Raw genomic sequence first — 22,774 nt, 5'->3', positions numbered from 1 at the left:
GCAATTACCTAAAACAGGATAGGCAAACGAACTTCTTATTTGATATATTATTTATGGTATATGAGATTCTGACACTATCATCATAAATCACATTACAGATAAGGAAGTAGATTTCTATGGATCAGCAAATAGCTGCACCTGAGCAGCGGTTGTCCAAGTATGTTAAAAACGTATGGATCATTAGGGAAATCATTGGCGCTATCATTGGTTTCGTCATTATTGCGGTACTTTATTTTCTCGATGCTAGATTTTCATGGTGGGAATGGATTGGCTGGGTCTTATTGGTAGCCATTATACTTTTCGCTGTTGGGGTGATATGGTCTTTATTTATTGAACCATCGTTGAAATATAACCATTTCCGGTATGACGTGAGTGAGGAGTTTTTGCAAATCAAACAAGGCATTTTGACAGAGGAGCATCAGCTCGTTCCCATGACGAAAATACAGGCTGTGGCTACCAACCAGGGGCCGATTATGCGAAAGTATGGGCTGTACGCTGTCTCCATTACAACGATGGCATCCAACCATGAAATTCCGGCATTATCGAAGGAAGATGCCTTTGCGTTACGGAATCAGATTGCCCATTTTGCCAAGATAAAGGAAGTTGAATAATGGGACAGCTAAAACGATACCATCCATTGAACATCCTGTTTGATTTTTGGACCTTGATAAAAAGTACATTTTTCATTGTAATGATTCTTTTCGTGATCAATATTGGTTCTGAAGCGACCTGGGTGAAGTATGGAAGGATTATTTTCTGTGCAGTGATTGTGCTTGCCATTGTTTCTATTTTTTATAAATGGTTTACTCAAAAATATGCGGCGGACAATGTTTCCTTTTATTTGTATAAAGGGCTTTTGAATAAATCGGAGCGCACCATTCCCTATTCCAAAATCCACAATATGCAGCGCCGGCAGACATTTATCCATAAACTGTTCGGACTGACTTCAGTTGTATTTGAAACGAGTATGTCAGATGCAGATGCTTCGATTAAATTTGAAGTCATTTCAAAAAAAGAACTGGATGACCTGGAAACAAAGATCCATCACTCCGACAGCATGGAGTTTGAGGAGACTGATGAAACAGATCCAGCCGTGAAGCAAGAACCAGCGAATCGAACCGTTCATTTCCGGCCGACAAGAAAAGATACGGTGAAAGCATCTTTCACTTCGCTGAGTTTCCTCGTGTTGATTCCAATCGTGTTCTCGGTATCATCGGATATCAAAGATATATTTGATGTGGAGAGTAAAGCAAAGGAGATATTGATGTCGATCACGGCCACCTGGTGGATATTTACACTGCTGATTGTGGGGGTGGTTATCTTGTCGGTGGCGATTGGCGTTGTCCGGACTTTTATAAAATACGGTAGATATGAAATTGCTTCGGATGATCACACGATTTTTATTTCCAAAGGGATGTTGAATAAGTCGACGTTTACGATTTCCAAGGATAAGGTACAGGCGATTGAAATTACCCAGTCGGTGATAAAACGGGTGCTTGGGCTTGCGGAAGTGAAGCTGATCAGTGCCGGAAGTGTCGGGGAAGATGAAGCGGAAACAAATTCACTGTATCCGTTTCTGCCAATGGGGCGGGCATATGCGATGGTCTCGGAAATTTTGCCGGAATATGAAGTGACACCAGAGATGCATCATTTACCACGGAAGTCACTGTGGGTTCGCTTGTTAAAACCCAGTTGGCTGTGGATTGTCGCAACGATTGCATTAGTTTATTTCAAACCGCCTGTATTGGATATCGAACAAGCATGGTGGATTATTTCAATCGGGTTATTCGTGATTATTTATGCTCTCCGGATTTTGGACTATGTGAACACACGATACGTTCTGAATGAAGGGTTTGTTCAGTTCAAACAAGGAAGCATGCAAACGACGATGTTTGTGTCCAAACGTAAAAAGATCATTGAAGTGGAAATATCCCGCACCAGACTGCAGAAGCGGTTCGGCCTGTCATCTGTCAACATGGTGAATCGCGCCAAGCCGGTCCGTCACACATCGATTGAGGATGTGCCGGTAACGATGGGGAATGATTTTCACAAATGGTATGTGGAGCGCAGTAAGGAGATAGAGATTGAATGACGTAGAAGAATAGGGACGGAGCATTTGCTTCCCTGATTAGCTAATATTCAGTTGTATTAATACCTAATTCATTATATAATAATAATAAATTAGCTAATAATGGATGTGGTTAACGTGAGAGTACCTTCGACCAAAATGCAAAATAGTTTCGGAAAATACTTGACGTATGTGGAAGCCGGTGAGCAAATCATTGTAACGAAAAGTGGAAAAGATGCGGCCAAAATCATGCCTTGTTATAGTGCAGATTCTGTAGGAGAAGAGCAATCAGATTATAAATCCTCCAGTGGCTGGGTGACTTATGAGGCATTTCTGGAACTGACTGAGGACTCGGAAAAAAGGTTTGAACTAATTGATGGTGTCATCTATAATCTTGCCTCACCTTCCTATAAGCACCAGCATGCGGTTGGTGAACTTTTTGGCACTTTTTACAATTGGTTTAAAGGGAAAACATGTACGCCGCTTACATCCCCATTTGATATAACTTTCATGAAGGAACAAACGAATATCTGTGTGGTTCAACCGGATATTGTGGTCATCTGCGACAAATACAATCTGGATGAGATGGATAATTATAAAGGTACACCAACTTTGGTAGTCGAAGTGTTATCACCCTCCACGAGAAGTAAGGATATGTTGACGAAGCTTGAGTTGTATAAGCAATGTGGTGTTAAAGAATACTGGATAGTCGATCCAATCAATGAACACATATTGGTTTATTCGCTGAAGGACAATGAAATCGTAAACAATAAAACATATTCAAAAAGTGCTCGCCAAGCGGTTTACTCCGATGTATTTGAGGGATTGTCAGCGGATTTGCTGGAAGTGTTCGCTTAATTAGGGAACCCGAGTGGATGCATGGGCGCAGGAGCTTTTGTTTCCTTTTCCAAATGAGTTGTTGGAACCGTTTTCGTGTTTTCTAAAGAAGTATTCTCCTTGACATATCATAGGGGGGTGGGTAATCGGCAGTCTAGATACGCATGATGCAGTTTGCCGGCACCTCGCGAATGAAGCTGCATGTGTTGTTGTCTCCGTGGATTACCGCCTGGCACCTGAACACAAGTTTCCGGCTGCGGTTGACGATGCTTATGATGCCCTTGTGTGGGTCGCGACGCTGCACAGGAATTTGCTATTGAACCAGACCGAATCGCGGTTGGGGGTGACAGTGCAGGTGGAAACCTTGCCGCTGTTGCTTCGATTAAGGCAAAAGAACAGCAAATGCCTGTGATCTGTCACCAACTTTTAATTTACCCCGTAAATGGATTTAAGGGTGAATCTGATTCCATTAAGGAAAATGCCGAGGGATATTTTTTAACGGAAGAAAGTATGAAGTGGTTCAATAATCATTATTTCAATAAAAAAGAGGACACGAATCATCCATATGCCTCACCGATATTATATGATGATATGAACGGATTGCCGCCTTCAACCATTTTGACGGCGCAGTATGACCCATTGCGTGACAGCGAATGAGAGAAAAAGTCGTTATTGATTGTGAAGATTGAACGGCTGCAGAACAAGAAAGAAAACAAATTGTGCAGCAGAAATGAAATCAGTTGAATGAGTTAAATCAATACATGCTTAATCATTATTGGAGCAATCTTTTTGCTTACTTCAAAGGGTGTTCTTCTAAGAAAGCTATTTGGGAACAATTAAATGCATTAGGGCTGGGAGTATATTCTTTAGCGAATTTTTATCATTTCTCAAAAGGTAAAAGTAAGGAAGAATATTTGCGATTTGTATTGGACTGCAAACTTGGGGATTTAGATTCTAAACATAAATGGTTGCATAATTTGAGTGATTTTTTGTTTAACACTCTAGGAATCAATGATCCACACATAGCTAAACAATTTGAAGTAGTCAGGGAATAGATTCAATGGGCAGGCTGCATATTTCTTTGAAGCATTAGAAATTAATAAAGGAATAGGCAAGCTAAATTGCTAGTCATCTTATTAAGTAATACGATCGGACGCAATCGCGGAGTAGGAGAAACTAAATTGATGAGGTGTTTCTATTGGGGTACATAATGGAATTAAGAAGGTTTGTGGGTTCCAGACCAATTATAGCGACTGGAGCCTGTGTATTATTATGTAAAAATCAATATCTGTTGTTGCAGCGACGTACGGATAACGGATTGTGGGCACTACCTGGAGGTTCTATGGAATTAGGAGAGACCATGGAAGATGTTGCAAAAAGAGAGCTTTTTGAAGAAACAGGATTAGAAGCGAATAGCATTGAGTTGTTTGATTTATTTTCGGGAAAAAACCTGTATTATAAATATCCCAATGGTGATGAGGTATACAATGTCATTTCTGCTTACATTTGCAGTGATTTTAAAGGGGCCTTAAATGAAAATAATGCAGAGGTAAAAGAATTAAGATTTTTTAACTATGAAGAAATTCCACTTGATTTATCTCCACCCGACAGTATAGTTATTAATAAATTCCTTAATGAAGTTGGGAATAATGTTTAATCTTACTAAACAATACAACTCGATTTTGAAGAGATTGTTCATCAATCGGGCGCTTACGGAACTAACGAATACTTTTAAAAAGGTAGTGCTTATTTAACTAATATCAATTATAATAATCACATAGGGGTGATGAAGTGGATAAGCAAATTTTTGATCTACTTACCGAAATGAATAAAGAAATGAAAAGTATGAAATCAGAAATTCATTCTTTAAAATCGGAAATGCATAATCGATTTGATACTGTTGAAGCCAAACTAGAAGGTGTTGGTGGGAAGTTTGAATTAACTAATGAATCAAGAATTAATGAAATGGATTTTATTGTTGACAAGGTAAATAAGATGGAGAAAGAACTATATATTTTAAAAAACAGGAATAGTAACTAAGAGCGCTAAATACGCACTCTTTTTTGTCAATTTTTCTTAGGTAACAGTGAAAAACCTTGTTCCTTTATCGGGCGCGATTGTGACATAAGGAATTGATTTTTAAATGACTTTATTGTTACTTCCATAAGTTCGTATTCAGTAATTTTATAAGAGGTTAAACAACTTTATTTTTACACCGCCCTCGCTTGAGGACGGTGTAATGCTCATTTTCGGCTTCAAAATTAAATAGCTTTATTGTCATTATACACAATGCACATTAAGGAATGCCAAAGAACAATGGCGCTGCTCAGCAATTCATGCAGCAACAACCAATTTTTAAATGAACCCCGCCAATCAATTTTGAACACTGTTGATCTGGCTAGTCTCAACACCATCTCTCCCCGTAAACTCGGCCAACAACTCGTTAAACACCTCCATGTCCACCTCCTTGGTCATCCCGGTTTGTGCATCGGCCCTTTTTTCTGCAGCCCTTTTTGCAGCCTGCTTTTGCTGGCGCTCTTGGAACCAATCAGGAATGACCTCTTCCTGTTGGGAGTTATTCCAATTGCCGCGATTGTTTTTCTGACGGAATGCAGTCGCTTCTGCTTCAGCCTGTTCAACGGTTTTAACCCCATTTCGCAACCATGCCTTCAGAATTCCTTTCACATAGCTCCAGTTCGCTTTTCCTTGGTCCAGTGCCTGTTTCATGGCATGCAGAACTAAGGCCTCGCCGGTATCCTGAATCCAGTTTGTGAGATCATCGGCGACATATGGGCTGACCATGCCGAAGTTTTCTTGGTAAAAACGGATTGCGTCTGAATCACAACTGCTAGGTAGTAGTTGTTTTTTTGGTTTTTCTTTGGTTTGTGTTTTGTTTATGTATTGTTTAAATAATGGGGCCGGACTGTGGGCCATATTGCGGTCCGATTTGTGGGCCAACTTGTGGTCTTGATTGTGGACCATCTTTCGGGCCAGGTCGTGGGCTTTTTTTGCAGTAATCTCTTCTGTTTTGTTTCCAGTATGTGCTTCAGTTTCTTCACCCGTGTCTGTATTTTCTTCTGTACTTTCATGCTGTGATTGGTTGTCTGTTGTTGGTGAATCCTCATAACTTGCTTTCGTTTCATTTGCAACATAACCGGTGCTGCCAACCATTTTGTCTGCCAGCGAAATCATCCGGTATGTTGCCGATTTGTTTCCTTTGCCTGCTGTCACTTCGATAAAGCCGCATTCAGTTAATTCGCGGCGTGCCCGTTTAAAGGTAGTGCCTTTTACACCGGACAATAATTCAAGCTGGCCGGCGGGGACTGAGAAAGTCTTCTGCCAACCATTTTTGTTGTTAAAGTGCATCAGTGTCGACCAGAGCGAGACTGCCCCGCCAGAGATCGGGTTGAACGTTACGTGATGATAAAACGCGTTCATTTCTTTGATATAGTTCATGTTATCGCCTCTTCTTTATATGGGATTTTTTCCGGGGTCATAAACTCCGGTAAATAAATGTGGTGCTGTTACTATAAAATCGAATCGAAGGCTAAAAAGGTGGCATCAAAATTAAAATTTCATCAACCTTTTTTGATTTGGAGTTGAAATTGGTTGGAGGAAGGTACGGAAGATTATATGGCGTATCATCAGGCAGATAGCCGGGTGATGGTTATAGACAAAGACAAAGGTGATGAAGGGAGTATTGCGGTAGAAGTGTCTGCCTCTTAATATCTGGCTTTAACACATAGACTTTAGGTCCGTTTGCCTAAGAGCGTGGTGAAAAACATGCGAAGTTACCATCCAAACGTGCGAACTTCAGGCAAAACGTGCGAAGTTACCATCCAAACGTGCGAAGTTCAGCTAAAACGTGCGAAGTTCGGCCCAAACATGCGAACTGGCTGAAAAAGGCTGATTTTTTTCACCACGCTTCTAAACGGGCAGAAATGCAAACAACCCAAAGCAGGTTACCGCCTGTTTTGGGTTGTTTCAGTGCCGCTGACTTTATCCAGCCGAGATTCCCGGTTGGACAATTTTCGGAGCGCTTGTAATTTATCTTTTTCCCCGATTTTCCCTTTTTTAATGGCCGATTTAAGTACATCCAACGACTTGGTAATGTCGTCACGCTGTACGGGGAACGGATAGCTGTCCTTGCCTCCGTGGGCGAATGCATATCGAACCGGATCATGAAAGGATGGCTGTGCACCATGGGTCACCTCTGACACCATCGCAAGTGCACGCAGCGTACTTGGTCCCACTCCCTCCAGTTCTAACAACTGTTGGTAATCAGCCGGGGGTTTTTCATAAATTTTATATAAAACTTTATCCAAATAGTTGGGAGATGGAATGGCGTGCTTTTCCGGCAGGGTTAAGACAGGGCCGGTGACGTTATGTTCACTCGCGTTGTTATCCTCGGTATCAAACAGGCTTAGCTGCTGCGGGGCCCGGTTTCTTTTTCCGACACGGTTGTTGATTATGGCATCATAGGCTTTTTTGACTTGGTCGGGTTTATCTTGGCATATCTCAACGGAGGCCATTCTTGTCGCCTGGTTTGCACCGGATACGAGATTAAGCACCTGTTGCTCCTGGGTGCCGCATACAGCTTGATGGGGATTTTCCGTAAAGTTCTCCATCCCCTCTTTTAACCAGTGATACCGTCTCGCATAGCGGTTTGCAGCGTTCATTCCCTGTTGGATAACTGCCCAATTCCCGGAGCGGTCAAACACGAGGAAATGATGATAAAGCTGATAGCCATCCTGCACTGCGGCTGAATCTACTTTGGCCACGGTACGGCTCGTTTGCTGCAGTTCGATTAAATCATTGGATAAACCGTATCGTTCACCCGCCTCCATAATTTCCATCGGTGTTTTCCGGGATGCCTTGCCTTTGCCGCCAACAAGAAACAACCCCAACTCGCCCTGTGCATCACGCAGTCCTTCTTTAAGAGCGCCGCATAGTACCGTTGTAAGGCCCGAGGAATTCCAGTCAAATCCCAATACACTGCCAAAGGATTGGAACCAGATGGGGTCTGACAACCTTCGCAAAACCTCTGTCGTGCCATATTCCATGACCATGACTTCGATAATAGAAGCACCCAAGTCCTTCATTTTGGCAAATAACCATGGTGGGCAATGACCGCCATGGAGCGGAGCGTTTGCCATACCTGTTCGCATTGGATCCACCTCACTTTCCGTCTTTATTTTATCACAGCACGCAGCTGGGGTGCGCTGCTGAAGTAGGGTTTGGGGTAAGTTACCAGTTTTGTAGGTAGTAATGGGGAGCAGCTAAGTTTGGACTGCAAAATAGGTTATAGGCAACCCCTTTGGTATACTGAATCGGCGGGTGGTGTGGCATCTGCACTGTGGAGCCCTTCACGTACGTGGGCTTGTAATCAATGATTGGCTGTTATATGATAAGAATATTGAAATTAAGTAAATGGAGGGTTTATTTAAACTACTATGTGGAAAAAATTTAGCTTCATAAGCGTTGTTTTTATATTATCTATGGTGTTACTGACAGCTTGTAGCAGTGACAATAACAGCGAAGAAAATGCAGACAAAGGCGAGGGAAATCTGGGTACGAAAGAAGTGGAATTGGCAACAGATACATACCTTTCCAATATCGGGGCAACACATTTGGTTAAACTGCTGCTGGAAGAAGTTGGCTATGATGTTACGGTTACGTCAACAGATGTAGGTATTGAATTTTCGGGCCTTGCAGATGGGTCATCAGATGCTTCTGTTGGGTTATGGCTACCGACCACGCATGCAAGTTATTGGGAAAAATATAAAGACAAGCTTGATAAAATCAGTATGGTTACAGAAAAGGTGGAACTTGGACTGACTGTACCATCTTACATGGAAGATATTGATACAATAGAAGACTTAGCTAATAATAAGAACAATATTGGTAAGAAGTTGGATTGGACCATTACCGGTATCAGTCCTGGTGCGGGTGAGATGAAACTGACCAAAAACGAGGTCATGCCTGCCTATGGTTTGGATGAAAACTGGGAGCTTCAATCCAGTTCAGGCCCTACAATGGCGGCAGCACTAACGAGGGCTATTGATAATAAAGAACCCATTGTTGTAACACTTTGGACACCACACTGGACATTCAATAAATTTGATTTAAAGATATTGAAGGATCCGAAAAATAAATACGGTGACCCCGATAACGTTTATTCGGCGTCCCGAAAAGGGTTTAAAGAAGATTCGCCATTGGCCTATAAAATCATTAAAGCATTTCGCCTGACGAAAAAACAAAATCAGAATATCATGCTCAATATTCAAAACGGAATGTCGAATGAAGATGCGGCGAAGGAATTTCTTAAAAACAATCCAGACTTTAAAGAAAAAATATTGAGTAAGGCCAAGGGTGAATAAGTTCACCCTTGCTGTGAACAGTAGAAGGATGAATCACACATGACAGGCAAAACACATCTTATTGGAGGTTTGACAGCGGGGATAGCAGCACAATACTTTGCAGACTATCATGCGCAGGACCTGCTGTTTTTAGCATCATGTACAGCCGGAGCACTGGTGCCGGATATTTGTCACGGCGGCTCCAAGATCGGACGGAAATTGCCTGTCTTATCACATCTGATCCGAATCCTGTTTGGTCACCGGACCGTTACACACAGCCTGTTATTCATGGTTGCTTTGGGCGCTATATTGTCATCCACACCATTACCAGCGGGCATTACAGCCGGTATCCTCATTGGTATCGCAAGTCATTTGCTTTTGGATGCAGCAACCGCACGCGGCATTGCATTGTTATGGCCGCTGAATCTGAAAATACGGCTGCCGATATATACGCATACTGGCGGGCTTTTTGAACAAATTCTGATGGCTTTGATGGTTGTGTTGGTGGGATATATTGGGTTTCAGATGTATGTTGTTTAAAGAATAGGGACAGAGCTCTTGCTTCCAATAGCTTATTAAAAATAATCGAAACAACATCAAGTACCCCCATCTGAAAATCAATCAGATGGGGGTACTTGATGCATTATGCTATTTTGCAGCTTTTAAATCTTTCTTCCAATCTTTCACCTTGTCCTGGTTATTTTCGACCCACTCTTTGGCTGCTTCTAATGGATCCATTCCATCATGTACTTTCACCATGACTTTTCCCATATCTTGCTTGGTCCATTGAAACTGGTCTAAAACTTTATATGCAGCGGGCGCATCTTCTTTCAGGCCTTTACGTGCAACCGCATGAAGACTGTCCGGTTCCCCGAAAAGGTTTTGTGGATCCTTCAAATATTTTAAGTCCCATTCGATAAAAGCCCAATGCGGTTCCCATAGTGTCACAACAATCGGTTTATGGTCTTCAATAGCGCTTGAAAGTGCTCCTGTCATAGCGGGGCCGGATGTTGCTTGTAACGTCCAGTTATCCAGTTTATAACCAGGCATAACCGTGTTTTTGGTAAGTTGCATCTGACCGGCACCTGGATCAATGCCCACGATGGTCTTTTCTAATTTTTTACCAATGTTATTCGTATTGTTGGTCAAATCCTCAAGTGAGTCAATTTTCATATAGGAAGGTACAGCTAAACCGATTGTAACACTGTCCTTCATGGTTATCCCGATATCATCAATTTGGTCACCATATTTTTTCCAATAACTTTTGTGCGTATATGGAAGTGTCACAGCCCCAACTGACATATCAGCCGATCCGTCAGCAATACCCGCAAACATTGCCCCGGGGGTTACCTGTGTTAATTCAATTTCGTACCCTAAATCCTCAAGTACTACTTTTATAACATTTACGCCCGCAACTGTGGATGCCCACGAAACATAAGGCATCGTTAATTCTTTTTGGCCGAGTTCAACCCCATTATTAGATCCTGTTTCCGCTCCTGTATCATTGTTGCTTCCACAGGCAGAAAGCAATAATGCGACTGTACAAATTAAGGTTAAGAAAATAATTCCAAATTTTTTCGACATATGATGTTAGTCCTCCTTTGAAGTCACTAATGAACACTTTATAACAACTTATATCCGACTGTCTAACTGCGTTTACATGCATGAGAGCTTAAAATTGCTTATTACATTAGTTTAGTGACTAAATAATAGAATTAATACAATAATGCGTAGTGGGATGGAGGACAGTTCCTTGTCCCAGTTGAAAATCCTGGGTTTAGAGGTTTTCTTTACGTCTCCAAATAAAACCAGCTGGGTTACTAGGCTGCATCAGGTAGTACGAATTGATTTGTTGGTGCGCTAAAATGGGCCTAAACTTTTTAATGATTGAAACAAACGTTCGTATTTATGATATAATTATAAAAATAGGTGTTATTAAAAAGGAGTTGGCGACAATGGGTAATGAAACCGATATGTTGATTTACCAGACGGAGGACGGTAACACAAAAATAGACGTCAGGCTGGAGAATGAAACTGTTTGGATGACGCAAAAGGCGATTGGGGAGTTGTATCAAACTTCTCCCCAAAATATTACGCTTCACATAAATAATATTTTTAAAGAAGAAGAATTACAGGAAAAGTCAACTTGTAAGTATTACTTACTAGTTCAAAAAGAAGGTACAAGAGAAGTTGAAAGAAAAGCAAAACATTACAACCTCGAAATGATTATCGCAATCGGCTACCGTGTTCGCTCTCATCGAGGAACACAATTCCGGAAATGGGCAACAGAGCGTTTGAATGAATATCTTGTCAAAGGGTTTGCAATGGACGATGACCGCCTTAAGGAAATGCGTAATTTTGGGCAGGATTATTTTGACGAATTACTGGAACGAATTCGCGATATTCGTGCATCAGAAAAGAGGTTCTATCAAAAGATAACGGATATATATGTAACATCTGTTGATTATGATTCAAGTGCTGATATTACACAGGAATTCTTCGCAACTGTTCAAAATAAACTCCATTATGCAATACATGGGCAAACAGCGGCTGAACTCATAGCAGATAGAGCTAAGTCGGATAAAGAGAATATGGGTCTGACATCATGGAAAGGTGATAAGGTACGTAAACAAGATGTCATAGTTGCTAAAAATTATTTAACCGAAAAAGAGCTGAAATCGCTCAATCGAATTGTCACGATGTACTTGGATTATGCGGAAGATCAGGCAGAAAGACAGCGTCCTATGTATATGAAAGATTGGATTGGCAAACTTGATGCGTTTCTTCAGTTTAATGATCGAGAAATTCTTACAAATGCAGGTAAAGTTTCCAAGGTGGTTGCTGAGAATTTAGCAATTCAGGAGTACAGCAAATATAATCAAAATCGAATTGATAAACAGTCAGATGATGATTTTGAACAATTTATTGAGGACAATAATCTGAAGTAATATAGCGTTACGTGATCGAAGAATGTGGATGCAACGATGGAAGCAGTTGGACCGTTCCTGCGTTTCCACATTCTGTTCTCGATCGATGAACCAAGTCATAGCAGACATAAAGGTTGGGATTTCCCGGCGCTTTGTGTCCACCCTATTTATGATTTTATTAGATAATCCCTATCATCACGTTGTATTCCATCAATTACGAAACAGACGTTCAGAGCATCCGCTATTTTTTGGAGTGTCGATACTTTAGGTGAAATATTGCCGGCTTCAATACGGCCAATGGTTGATTTTGCCACTCCAATTTTGTCAGCTAAGTCCTGCTGGCTTAATTTAAGATTATGACGCGCTTTAATCATCTGGGCACGAAAGGTTGCTTTTTTGTCTAATTCTCTCATTTCATCTTCGCCTATAACGCTGGTTAACCACTTTCCAAAATTGTCCTGCATCCTAATCACCCTTTCAAATACGGATAAAGAGATGGGTCATTTTCACAATAATTGATATAGAACTTTTCAGCTCCAATAGTTTATACAATTATATGATAGCATATACGCTATCAAAAGAAAACAATAATAATACTGTAATGTAACACGTGGCTGCGATGAACCAAGTCATAGCAGACATAAAGGTTGGGATTTCCCGGCACTTTATGTCTTTTTTTGATTGAATGGTCATCGTACCCGGTGCGTGTTACACAGGATTTTTAATACGTTTAGAACTATCTGGTTGACATAGAACCAGTTAGTCATATAAAATAAGAATCCTGTTGACTTAATAGTTCTAATTTGACTGTTTGGTCAACAGCTTGAAAAAGAATGGTTTAATCTTCAGCGAGATGCTGTTTCAAATATAAACACGTCGTTGCAGGTGTATCCTGCGACGGTTAGTGATGAGATAAGAGGTGGCGGAAACAATGGAAAGAAAACAGGAGATCATGCGATCGGCAATCCGCTTTTTTTCGGAAAAAGGTTATTTCTCAACGTCGGTTCAGGAAATTGCTGATGACTGCAGGATTTCGAAAGGAACTTTATATCAGTTCTTTGATTCCAAAGAAGAACTGTTGATTCAGGTTATTGAAAGTAATCATAAAAAAATGCTGCAAAGCGCTGCGAATGTCAATTTTGACCCATCGTTGTCCGCTAAAGAAAAACTCATCCGAAAAATTGCTGCGCAGTCTGATGGCTTTCGCAACAATAAGGATTTTATGGTCATGCTGTTTCGGGCGTTGCCACCCCATGATAACCCTGAGATTGCATCACTTATGAAAAGAATCAAGGTTACCATGACGAACTGGTATAAGGATTGTTTGCTCGAAGCATACGGCGAAAAGGCAAAACCGTATATTTGGGACTATACCATCATGTTTCAGGGGATGTTGCGGGAGTATATTTCGCTGGCCATTCATGACAATAAGGATATCGACTTTCAACGTGTTGCGCGCTTTGTCGTGGAGCGGTTTGATACGATGGTTGGTCATGGAACCGATCTGGAACCGGTATTGCCTCCAAGTAAGATGAAAGAATACGTGGAATACGAGGAGGGGGCGGAGCCGGATACATCGGCAGAGGAATTGGATAATCTTCTGGAAGAGCTTAAAGGGAAGGCGAAACGGCTGCCGGTATCTGATAAGGACCGTGAAGAGTGTTTGTCGGCGATTCAATCGTTGCAAAATGAATGCTATGAAAATGAGCCGAGATCCTTTTTCATCAAAGCATTGCTGCTGTATTTGGAGGAAAACCCGGAACTGAAGGGCCTTTTGCATCGAATAAAGGCAACTATAAATGCTATATAAACCGTAATGCGATCAGCATACGGAGGAAATAGAAAAAACTTTAAAGGAAAGCTTTGTTTTTAGAGGAGTGAGGAAGTTTTGGAGAATGAAGAAATGCAATCCAGCCAAAGCATCAACAGACCGTTACTTGTTTCGGTGATTCTTGCGGGTGCTTTTGTTGTAATTTTAAACCAAACGTTACTGAATACTGCTATACCAAAGATTATGGGTGATTTATCGGTGAGTGCCGCGACGGCTCAATGGCTGACAACGGGATTCCAGCTCACCAATGGCGTGATGATTCCAGTCACTGCCTTTTTAATTGAAAAATTTTCGACGCGAAAGCTGTTTTTAACGGCGATGATATTGTTTGCGGCAGGAACGTTGACAGCTGCCATCGCACCAACTTTTCCGGTGTTGCTGGCTGCCAGGGTCTTACAGGCATCCGGTGCCGGCATTATGATTCCATTGATGCAGACGATTTTTCTGCTGATATTCCCGGTTGAGAAACGTGGTGCTGCAATGGGAATGGTAGGTCTTGTCATTGCATTTGCACCTGCGATTGGGCCGACACTTTCCGGTTGGATTGTAGAAAGCCATTCGTGGCGGGTATTGTTTTATATGATTCTACCGATCGCACTGCTTGATATCGTTTTTGCGTTCTTTGCATTGAAAAATGTGACAAAGCTGACGCATCCTAAAATTGATTTGACATCGATTGTGTTGTCATCATTCGGGTTTGGCGGACTGTTATTCGGCTTTAGTTCTGCCGGCAATGATGGCTGGGAAAGTACAAAGGTGACGGTTGCTCTGATAATTGGTGCGCTGGCGCTTGGATTATTCATCTGGCGGCAGTTGACACTCGAGAAACCAATGCTGGAGTTCAGAGTCTTTAAGAATAAAATTTTTGCCTTGTCCGTGTTTATCGGGATGATGGTGATGGTTTCCATGATTGGCGTCGAGCTGCTCCTGCCACTTTATATGCAAAATGCGCTTGATTATACCGCATTTGAATCCGGGTTACTGCTATTACCTGGAGCGATCGTCATGGGGATTATGTCGCCGATTACGGGTAGGATTTTTGATAAGATTGGCGCACGGCCATTGGCTATTATAGGATTGACAATCGTTGCGGTCATGACATTTTTATTCAGCCAAATGAGCGCTTCGTCGTCGTATTTGTATATGATGGTGGTCTATGCCATTCGGATGTTCGGAATTTCCCTTGTCATGATGCCGATTATGACAGCGGGGCTGAACCAGCTGCCGAACCACATGATTCCACATGGTACAGCCATGAACAACACCATGCGGCAGGTTGCAGGCTCAATAGGTACAGCGTCACTGATTACGGTCATGACGAACAACAGCAAGGAAGCTGCCCACCAAGGACTTTCACATCCGATGATACAGGGAATGTCCGATGCATTCATGCTGGCAGCGATTATTGCAGTTGTCGCTTTGATAATGTCGTTCTTTATTAAACCGATGAACGCCTCGAAAAAAGGCCCGAAGGTGGTTAAGGAGCCTGTTGCTGAGGGTTAATCAGTCAGGTGATGCATGATCGTGAATAGGAATCCAATTGGGGAGACAAGGCAAAAGCCGGTCTCCCCGATTTTTTGGACATCGACTTTGGATCTTCCACGAGTAGGAAGGATCTGTTGACGAAGATATCGTTGGGAGCGGACCGCAACTGGGCAAACATCAACTGCTGGGAGTAAAACATCGACTGCAAAACGGAAACATCAACCGCTGGGGACAAAACATCGACTGCAAAACGGGAACATCAACCACTGGGGACAAAACATCGACTGCAAAACGGGAACATCAACCGCTGGCGGCAAAACATCGACCGCAAAATGGAAACATCAACCGCTGGAAGCAAAACATCGACTGCAAAACGGGAACATCAACCGCCGGCGGCAAAACATCGACCGCAAAATGGAAACATCAACCACTGGGAGTAAAACATCGACTGCAAAATGAAAACATCAACCGCCGGCGGCAAAACATCAACCGCAAAATGGGAACATCAACCGCCGGCGGCAAAACATCGACCGCAAAATGGAAACATCAACCACTGGGAGTAAAACATCGACCGCAAAATGAAAACATCAACCACTGGGGACAAAACATCAACCGCCAAACGGGAACATCAACCACCGGGAGAGAAACATCAACCGCAAGAGCCGGAATCCGGGTTACCATCAATGCATCTGGAAGCAGGGAAAGCCCCATAATGTTTACCAGGATGTCAACGTCCGCAGCACTTCTTATACTTTTTCCCGCTTCCGCATGGACACGGATCATTCCGGCCGATTTTATTTCCGGATTGAAAATCAATGACATTATCTGTTTGTTTTGGCGATGGTTTTAAATTGCGCTTCTCCATCTCATGCAGTTCTTCCGGCGTATACCCTTTTAACAACCATTGTCTCGTGTTGTTGTACAGGTCCAAGAGAAAATCCATAAAAAACGTTACAATGTCATCATTGTCCATTTTAAATTGTTTTTGCAGGATTTCCAATACATCCTGTGGGGTTTGTCCAATCTTAAAGCCATGTGCACATTCATTTACGTCCATCTCTACTTCTTCTACCGAAATATCATAAAGCTGTGTAAGGAACGTTACGAACTGCTTAAAACTTTTGTTTTGTTCCATATAACCAGGCGCACCTGCCGTAATCAGCTGTGTTTTGGAAAACGGATAATACGGTATGTCCTGGTTGTTTCGGTGTTCGTCCAATACAATTTTGGAATCAAAAACCTTTGCATGTGCGAATCCATTCCAATCAGCCTTCATTTTTTTATAGCAATTCTCTGCATCGTGAATAACTGTTAGAAATTCAAACGTATCCATATCATAAGCCAAATATTTTTTAACCATTTCAATCAATTTTGATGTGGAAAGTGCACCATAGTAGTATAGAAGGCCATGCGTCAGCCTGATCCATTCCGTATTCCTGTTGACAGTTGTTAATACGTTGGTGTGGTTAAACGATTGAAAGGCTTCTAGCAGCTCGTTCGGGATGACCGCAACTTTCTCATTTTTGTAGCTCCCTGTAAAAACGACACCATAGTTGCCAAGGTTTTTATGTATGTTGTGCGGAAGGTGTTTGGCATTCATAGATCCGTTGTGATGCGCAATTTTTTCGATGAGGCTGTAGCGCACAGAATCCAGTTGTAAGCATATTTTTTCAAACATTGCCGGGATTCTTTGTTGCAGGAGCTGAATTAATTCACCTTTTTTTAAGCTGCTTGCTTTTTGAATATCCAATTTTTTACGTATATCGGTCAATTCGTCTTTTGTCAATCTGGACAGGGCATCATAAAGGCTAATCGGGACCTGTATATCACGCCAAGTATGCTTTTCTTCTCTTGCGTCCAAATCAGCTTTCATCTTAGTTAGGGCTTCCAGCATGTTCGGTAAGCCATCCTGCAATTTTTTATTACTTTTTGTTTGATTGCTCAACGTGATTACCCCCGGGGAAAATGCGTTTCCTCTAGTATCCTAGACTTTTGGGCATTTGACAACCGATTATTGGGATTAGGAAGGGAAACTGCTGTCCGAAGTCTCCCTGTCAATTAGTATTTGGATGTTTTTTGTAGTGTTGAATGGCGTTTAACTTCCATAAGTCCCATGCGATTGTGAATGAGCCCCGGGAGATTTCTTGTTTCTTTTTTTCATAAAACGATAGATAATGTATGCAACAATCAGCAGGATGATTCCAGCAATGATATATTTTTGTGTGCTGGAAAGCAAGCTTGTGATTGTATCTAAATTACCTGCTTGTCCAAGGAGCAGCATGACATACATCCATGGCAGGATTCCGACATACGTTAAGATGCCAAAACGGACAGGCTTGACCTTGCTCATTCCGGCTGCATAGGAAATATAGTTGCCGATACCGAGAACCCTTTGAAAAGGAAATGCTCCATTGGCCGAATCTATTAAAAACGTTTTGGGCTTTTTCAATTTTATTCCTGTTCCATTTTCGCTTTATTGTTTCCTCCAGTTTATAGCCAATCCCATATGGAATAAAGCTGAAAACAGTATAGACAAAACTGGCCAGCAGTGAAATCCAGACGGACCCTAAAACGGAGGGGTTGAGCAAATAACCATATGTCAGCGCTACTAGTGAACCCGGAAATGGTACGGAGGATGCTTCCACTGCAAGGCTAATATATAAACCAAACGGACCAAATTGTTTCAAAAAATCAAGTATAAATTCCAGCATAACTTGTCTCCTCTTCGGAAATCGTGATGTTTTTTATCTTCCCTGATGAGGGAGGTTAAAAACCGATAGGGGAGTCGATTCCTTGTCCCGGTTTAATAAATAGTGGGACAGATAATCTGTCCCACTAATGTTACTCAAGATGACGTCCATGAGCCGCCATTGATATGAACGGTTTGTCCTGTCATGTAAGAAGCATCATCAGAAGCAAGCATTACATACGGCCAGGCATGTTCGGAAGGCTGCCCTGGACGGCCCATTAGTGAGTCTTGGCCAAAGCTTTCCACCCCGTCTTCATCAAAAGAGGACGGAATCAGCGGCGTCCATACAGGTCCGGGTGCCACTGAATTAGCGCGTATGCCCTTGCTTGCAAGGCTTTGGGCAATGCTGCGTATCCAGGCTGTGATTGCTCCTTTCGTTGCTGAATAATCCATGAAAATAGGATTCCCACGGTACGCATTAATCGAAGAAGTGGCAATGATTGAATCGCCTGCCGCAACGGGCCAAACATCAACCGCAGAACGTAAACATCAACCGCAACGAGCAAAACATCAACCGCAAAACGGAAACATCGACCACAACAGGCCAAACATCAACCTTAAAACGGAAACATCGACCGCAACGAGCAAAACATCAACCGCAGATCGAAAACATCGACCGCAACGAGCAAAACATCAACCGCAGATCGGAAACATCAACCACAACGGGCCAAACATCAACCGCAGATCGAAAACATCGACCGCAACGAGCAAAACATCAACCGCAGATCGAAAACATCGACCGCAACGAGCAAAACATCAACCGCAGATCGGAAACATCAACCGCAGAACGGAAACATCGACCGCAACGAGCAAAACATCAACCGCAGATCGGAAACATCAACCGCAACGAGCAAAACATCAACCGCAGATCGAAAACATCGACCGCAACGAGCAAAACATCAACCGCAGATCGGAAACATCAACCACAACAGGCCAAACATCAACCGCAGATCAGAAACATCAACCCTTGCAATTGTCAATACCTGGGCACTAGTCCGAAAAGCTGCTGGTCAATACGGATTTATAAAAATTCATACAATCTATTGTATATTTATACATAAAATGTTATATTTATAATCATTCAATTACGGAGATAAAATACAAGAAACGGGGGTTTATCATGATGATGGAGCAACTTAAACAAACCGAACAGGCTGGGGTTGAGAAAAAATATACAGCGAAGCAATACATGAAATTTTGGTTGCCTTCTTTGATAGGGGTGCTGCTTTTTCTGGTTCCGATACCGGTGAATGGCAAAGTAACAATCGGGCTTGGAATTATGGCGGATGCATTGCAGTATGCGATTGCGGATTATATTCCGCTGTTTATGACAACGGTGATTTGCTTGTCTGCGGTCGGCAGTCTGATTGTAAAATTTACCGATCTCAGCCTCATTAAAAAGAGTCCATTTTTATCGGCATTATTTGATATTTCTACTTTTTGGCTCGTTTTGAGGTGTGTGGGGGCGCTGTTTGCGGTTTTTACATTGACACAGACTGGTCCTGAAATGGTCGCTTCGGAGCTTACGGGCGGAGTGATGCTTTATGATTTAATCCCGGTATTGATGGTCTGGTTTTTGTTTGCATGCTTATTTATGCCATTGCTCTTGGAATTTGGCCTGATGGATTTTATTGGAACAATGGTGCGGAAGATTATGTTTCCGTTGTTTAAGCTGCCGGGCCGTTCATCGATTGATGCGCTTGCCTCATGGATGGGCAGTGGGACGGTCGGTGTGCTGTTGACGACGCAGCAGTATGAATCGGGCTATTATACGAAACGTGAAGCGGCAGTTGTCGCAACGAATTTTTCCATTGCATCGATTGCGTTCAGTCTTGTCATCGCCAGATTTTTGAATATCGATCATATGTTTATATCGTTTTATGCAACTGTTGTGGTAACAGGTGTCATTGCAGCGATTGTTTGTCCACGGATCCCGCCGCTGTCCGGCAAAAAGGAAAAATATTTGGAGACGGTCGGAAAGCAAATTGATGAAGAGGTTCCAAAACAGGTATCGAGTTTTCAGTGGGGTATCGAAAAAGCAGTTGAAAAGGCCGGCCAGGTTAAAAGCTACCGTGGCGTTGCAAAAAGTGGGGTGCTGAATGTCATTGATATTTGGTTTGCGTTAATTCCGCTCGTTATGGCGTTAGGCACCTTCGCATTAGTAATTGCTGAGTTTACGCCTGTATTTGATATTTTGTCCTATCCGTTTGTGCCGTTACTGGAGTTGTTGCAGATTCCGGAAGCGCAGGCGGCTGCTCCGGCCATGATTGTCGGTTTTGCGGATATGTTTTTGCCTGCTGTGGTTGGAAGTGGGATTGAATCGGAATTGACCCGTTTCGTGATTGGCGTTATGTCGCTGGCACAGTTGATTTACATGTCGGAAATCGGAGTGCTGCTGCTCAAATCAAAAATTCCGATTTCGTTTGTGGAACTGTTCATTATCTTTTTGCAGCGGACGATCATCACACTGCCGATTGCAGCTGTTATGGCACATGTATTTTTCTTTTAAAATAACACAACAATCCCGAAAGCATTGGTGTTCGCCAATGCTTTCTGTTAGTGTGAAGGCTGTATTGCGTATGAACGAAGAGGGGGATGATTCTCGTGAAGATGGAAGCTTATTTTTCCAAGTATATAAAGAATGCACTCCAGAAAAATCCGCCCGGTGAATGGATGTTTGATTTGCCGGATGAATGTATCCGATTGAATTCCGGCTTTCCTGCGCCGGACCTTATACCTGCTGACGGGTTAAAAAATGCAGTGGATCGTCTGCTTGAAGAAGAGCAGGATTTGCCGCTGCATTATGTGGGAAGCCCAAGGTTTGACCGGTTAAAAGAGTATATTCAGCAACGGCTGCAGGAACGCGAGATGAAGGACGGGGAAGTTCTGGTCACAGCCGGTGCATGTCAGGGAATCGATCTGCTCGCCCGAATTTTCATTGACGATCAGACATTGGTAGCGGTAGAGTCACCGACATATATGGAGGCGTTGGAAGTCTTCCAAAACTATACGGATCATTTTATGAGTATCCCCGTGGATGAATATGGACTGCAGACAGACCAGCTGGAGGAAGTGCTTGCGGAGCGTCAGCGGAATGGACAGCGTCTTCCAAAGCTTTTATACACGATCCCGACGTTCCAGAACCCAACCGGGACGACAATGACAACGGAGCGCAGAAAGCATGTGCTGGAACTGGCTGACAAATTTGATTTCCTGATTATCGAGGATGATGCATATGGGGAGTTATTTTTCCGGGACCAGGCCGTACTGTTGAAGGCAATGGATCGTCATGACCGTGTACTGCATGTCGGTTCGCTATCCAAGATTGTGGCGCCGGGAATGCGGATTGGCTGGGTGAATGCCGCTCCGGAAGTAATTACAGCTCTTGCCTGGTTTAAAAAGGATTTGGATCATCCATTTGTCCAGGCAACAATGGCGGCCTTTTTGGAAAATAACGATATGGCGGAGCGGCTAAACCTGCTACGGGAGACATACCGTGAAAAGCGCGATGTGATGATTTCCGCATTGAAAAACTACATGCCATCATCTGCTTCCTGGTATATTTCGGAAGGCGGATATTTTGTATGGGTAAAACTGTCCGGAATCGACACCTCGACATTACTGCCACGCGCTTTGGACGAAGGTGTTGCGTTTGTTCCCGGTCAATATTTTTTCCTGAATGAGGCGGATGGAAAGGAATTTCTTCGGCTGTCATTTAGTTACGCCAGCCGCGATGACATTGCAGACGGGGTGCAAAAGCTGGCGAACGCCATTGAAAAAAAGTAATGCTGATGAAACAGGGCGCTGCGGTATGCGTCCTGTTTTTAATTGGTTTTACATATGGAGGTCATTGCAATTCAGGCGTATTTTGGAGGCAAGTTCGCACGTTTCAGCCGGAGATCGCACGTTTCGGAGGCAAGTTCGCACGATTCAGCTGGAGATCGCACGTTTCGAAGATGAGTTCGCATGTTTCAGCTGGAGATCGCACGATTCAGCCGGAGATCGCACGTTATCCGCTTTATCCTGATCCGCATAGGAATTTTTCAGGTTGCTTGCTTATAGAATATAGCGAGAGGGGGATATTTTGATGAGTGACCGGCTAACAAGCTTAATAACGAAAACGCCTCAGGAGGGGTTTGAATTGGCCATTACTTTGGCTCAGATGGGTGTGGAATATACACAACCATCAGAAAGTATCAGGAAAAAGCTGCGGCCAAAGTATGCGAGGAATGCCGATAGTCTGATCATGGCCTCACATGTCATTGCTGTCCACTATCAAACGGTGGCAGCCGCCAATAACTATTGGAAGTAGGGGGCATTCGCATGTGTCCCCATTGCTTTTTGCCTTAAACGTTGTGGAATGGGCAAAAAATCGGCATGCAGCATGTGGGAACCATCCTTTTTTATCGATTATTCACGACGTTTCAATAAAGACATCATCAAAAAACGATGCCCGAAGAATAGCCCGGGTTGCCATGACAGGTAATTAAAAAAGAGCGGTCCGTTTCGAAACGGACT

At 42.8% G+C, this 22,774-nt stretch carries 21 protein-coding genes and 2 pseudogenes; 16 read left to right on the top strand and 7 right to left on the bottom strand.

Going from position 1 to position 22,774, the window contains the following annotated elements:
• Positions 1–116 precede the first annotated feature (116 nt).
• The 7 genes and pseudogenes from ABD010_RS13185 (at position 117) to ABD010_RS13155 (ending at position 4,945) form a co-directional block, all read left to right on the top strand.
• Positions 117–611: a PH domain-containing protein gene (locus tag ABD010_RS13185; RefSeq protein ID WP_343813905.1), complete on the top strand. Its 495-nt coding sequence runs from the start codon at positions 117–119 to the stop codon at positions 609–611.
• A complete protein-coding gene (locus ABD010_RS13180) occupies positions 611–2,092 on the top strand; it encodes a PH domain-containing protein (protein ID WP_343813902.1) in 1,482 nt (493 codons plus the stop codon). Before ABD010_RS13185 ends, ABD010_RS13180 begins: the two co-directional genes overlap by 1 nt.
• Before the next feature lie 114 nt (positions 2,093–2,206).
• Positions 2,207–2,926 (top strand): type II toxin-antitoxin system prevent-host-death family antitoxin, encoded by a 720-nt coding sequence (locus ABD010_RS13175; protein WP_343813899.1) that lies wholly within the window; start codon positions 2,207–2,209, stop codon positions 2,924–2,926.
• A 112-nt stretch (positions 2,927–3,038) separates the two neighbouring features.
• Positions 3,039–3,556 (top strand): annotated as a pseudogene (locus tag ABD010_RS13170) (alpha/beta hydrolase); the annotation flags it as partial.
• Between the two features lie 89 nt (positions 3,557–3,645).
• On the top strand, positions 3,646–3,960 hold the full coding sequence (locus tag ABD010_RS13165) for a hypothetical protein (protein WP_343813897.1): 315 nt from the start codon (positions 3,646–3,648) through the stop codon (positions 3,958–3,960).
• Positions 3,961–4,103: 143 nt separating this feature from the next.
• Positions 4,104–4,562, top strand: coding sequence for an NUDIX hydrolase (locus tag ABD010_RS13160; RefSeq protein ID WP_343813895.1), 459 nt, complete (start codon positions 4,104–4,106; stop codon positions 4,560–4,562).
• 134 nt (positions 4,563–4,696) lie between these two features.
• A complete protein-coding gene (locus tag ABD010_RS13155; RefSeq protein ID WP_343813893.1) occupies positions 4,697–4,945 on the top strand; it encodes a hypothetical protein in 249 nt (82 codons plus the stop codon).
• 333 nt (positions 4,946–5,278) lie between these two features.
• Here the strand turns inward: ABD010_RS13155 and ABD010_RS13150 are convergent, their stop codons facing one another.
• Entirely contained in the window at positions 5,279–6,361 is a 1,083-nt protein-coding gene (locus tag ABD010_RS13150; protein ID WP_343813890.1) for a DnaD domain-containing protein, read from the bottom strand.
• A 506-nt stretch (positions 6,362–6,867) separates the two neighbouring features.
• Complete coding sequence (locus tag ABD010_RS13145) at positions 6,868–8,061, bottom strand: DUF763 domain-containing protein (RefSeq protein WP_390351384.1); 1,194 nt, start codon at positions 8,059–8,061, stop codon at positions 6,868–6,870.
• A 297-nt stretch (positions 8,062–8,358) separates the two neighbouring features.
• Here ABD010_RS13145 and ABD010_RS13140 point away from each other — a divergent pair, with 297 nt between their 5' ends.
• Both ABD010_RS13140 and ABD010_RS13135 read left to right on the top strand, forming a co-directional pair.
• Entirely contained in the window at positions 8,359–9,285 is a 927-nt protein-coding gene (locus tag ABD010_RS13140; RefSeq protein ID WP_343813884.1) for a glycine betaine ABC transporter substrate-binding protein, read from the top strand.
• 39 nt (positions 9,286–9,324) lie between these two features.
• Positions 9,325–9,804, top strand: a complete 480-nt coding sequence (locus ABD010_RS13135) for a metal-dependent hydrolase (RefSeq protein ID WP_343813881.1) — start codon at positions 9,325–9,327, stop codon at positions 9,802–9,804.
• Between the two features lie 108 nt (positions 9,805–9,912).
• Here the strand turns inward: ABD010_RS13135 and ABD010_RS13130 are convergent, their stop codons facing one another.
• Positions 9,913–10,848 (bottom strand): glycine betaine ABC transporter substrate-binding protein, encoded by a 936-nt coding sequence (locus tag ABD010_RS13130; protein WP_343813878.1) that lies wholly within the window; start codon positions 10,846–10,848, stop codon positions 9,913–9,915.
• A gap of 371 nt (positions 10,849–11,219) precedes the next feature.
• Between ABD010_RS13130 and ABD010_RS13125 the strand changes: the two genes are divergently transcribed.
• The gene (locus tag ABD010_RS13125; RefSeq protein ID WP_343813875.1) at positions 11,220–12,212 is read left to right on the top strand and encodes a virulence RhuM family protein; all 993 of its coding nucleotides are present in this window, start codon (positions 11,220–11,222) and stop codon (positions 12,210–12,212) included.
• Between the two features lie 146 nt (positions 12,213–12,358).
• On the opposite strand, the gene ABD010_RS13120 is transcribed toward ABD010_RS13125, so the two are convergent.
• On the bottom strand, positions 12,359–12,655 hold the full coding sequence (locus ABD010_RS13120) for a helix-turn-helix domain-containing protein (protein ID WP_343813873.1): 297 nt from the start codon (positions 12,653–12,655) through the stop codon (positions 12,359–12,361).
• A gap of 467 nt (positions 12,656–13,122) precedes the next feature.
• Here ABD010_RS13120 and ABD010_RS13115 point away from each other — a divergent pair, with 467 nt between their 5' ends.
• Positions 13,123–14,001: a TetR/AcrR family transcriptional regulator gene (locus ABD010_RS13115; protein ID WP_343813870.1), complete on the top strand. Its 879-nt coding sequence runs from the start codon at positions 13,123–13,125 to the stop codon at positions 13,999–14,001.
• Between the two features lie 93 nt (positions 14,002–14,094).
• Positions 14,095–15,525, top strand: coding sequence for an MDR family MFS transporter (locus ABD010_RS13110; RefSeq protein WP_343814501.1), 1,431 nt, complete (start codon positions 14,095–14,097; stop codon positions 15,523–15,525).
• A gap of 709 nt (positions 15,526–16,234) precedes the next feature.
• Here ABD010_RS13110 and ABD010_RS13105 read toward each other — a convergent pair.
• The 3 genes and pseudogenes from ABD010_RS13105 to ABD010_RS13095 form a co-directional block, all read right to left on the bottom strand.
• The gene (locus ABD010_RS13105) at positions 16,235–17,452 is read right to left on the bottom strand and encodes an SEC-C metal-binding domain-containing protein (protein WP_343813867.1); all 1,218 of its coding nucleotides are present in this window, start codon (positions 17,450–17,452) and stop codon (positions 16,235–16,237) included.
• A gap of 150 nt (positions 17,453–17,602) precedes the next feature.
• Positions 17,603–17,956, bottom strand: coding sequence for a DedA family protein (locus ABD010_RS13100; RefSeq protein ID WP_343813864.1), 354 nt, complete (start codon positions 17,954–17,956; stop codon positions 17,603–17,605).
• Positions 17,957–18,352: 396 nt separating this feature from the next.
• Positions 18,353–18,706: pseudogene (locus ABD010_RS13095) on the bottom strand (SDR family oxidoreductase); the annotation flags it as partial.
• Here ABD010_RS13095 and ABD010_RS13090 point away from each other — a divergent pair.
• The 4 genes from ABD010_RS13090 (at position 18,648) to ABD010_RS13075 (ending at position 22,568) form a co-directional block, all read left to right on the top strand.
• Positions 18,648–19,250: a hypothetical protein gene (locus ABD010_RS13090; protein ID WP_343813861.1), complete on the top strand. Its 603-nt coding sequence runs from the start codon at positions 18,648–18,650 to the stop codon at positions 19,248–19,250. The pseudogene ABD010_RS13095 and the gene ABD010_RS13090 sit on opposite strands and share 59 nt — an antisense overlap.
• Before the next feature lie 126 nt (positions 19,251–19,376).
• A complete protein-coding gene (locus ABD010_RS13085; protein ID WP_425542262.1) occupies positions 19,377–20,765 on the top strand; it encodes a YjiH family protein in 1,389 nt (462 codons plus the stop codon).
• A 95-nt stretch (positions 20,766–20,860) separates the two neighbouring features.
• Positions 20,861–22,042, top strand: coding sequence for an aminotransferase-like domain-containing protein (locus ABD010_RS13080; protein WP_343813858.1), 1,182 nt, complete (start codon positions 20,861–20,863; stop codon positions 22,040–22,042).
• A gap of 301 nt (positions 22,043–22,343) precedes the next feature.
• On the top strand, positions 22,344–22,568 hold the full coding sequence (locus ABD010_RS13075; RefSeq protein ID WP_343813856.1) for a hexameric tyrosine-coordinated heme protein: 225 nt from the start codon (positions 22,344–22,346) through the stop codon (positions 22,566–22,568).
• Positions 22,569–22,774: the final 206 nt, after the last annotated feature.

Source organism: Virgibacillus siamensis (assembly GCF_039522605.1).
GTDB classification, from domain to species: Bacteria; Bacillota; Bacilli; order Bacillales; family Amphibacillaceae; genus Lentibacillus; species Lentibacillus siamensis.
The sequence above is the reverse complement of the archived record's forward strand: the minus strand, read 5'-3'. Positions and strand labels throughout refer to the sequence as shown.